This is a genomic window from Pantoea brenneri (assembly GCF_038594305.1).
In the GTDB taxonomy this organism is placed as follows: domain Bacteria; phylum Pseudomonadota; class Gammaproteobacteria; order Enterobacterales; family Enterobacteriaceae; genus Pantoea; species Pantoea brenneri.
This window is the reverse complement of the sequence record NZ_JBCGBG010000026.1, coordinates 1-255: the sequence shown is the minus strand read 5'-3', so window position 1 is coordinate 255 and position 255 is coordinate 1. Positions and strand designations below refer to the sequence as shown.

The 255-nt window shown below is 53.7% G+C and carries 1 rRNA gene; it reads left to right on the top strand.

The window, feature by feature from the left end:
* Positions 1-255, top strand: a 23S ribosomal RNA gene (locus AABB92_RS23380); the annotation flags it as partial.

The window sequence follows — 255 nt, the reverse complement described above, 5'->3', positions numbered from 1 at the left end:
GCTGTGAAGATGCAGTGTACCCGCGGCAAGACGGAAAGACCCCGTGAACCTTTACTACAGCTTGACACTGAACATTGAGCCTTGATGTGTAGGATAGGTGGGAGGCTTTGAAGCGCAGACGCCAGTCTGCGTGGAGCCAACCTTGAAATACCACCCTTTAATGTTTGATGTTCTAACGTGGCCCCGTTATCCGGGGTGCGGACAGTGTCTGGTGGGTAGTTTGACTGGGGCGGTCTCCTCCTAAAGCGTAACGGA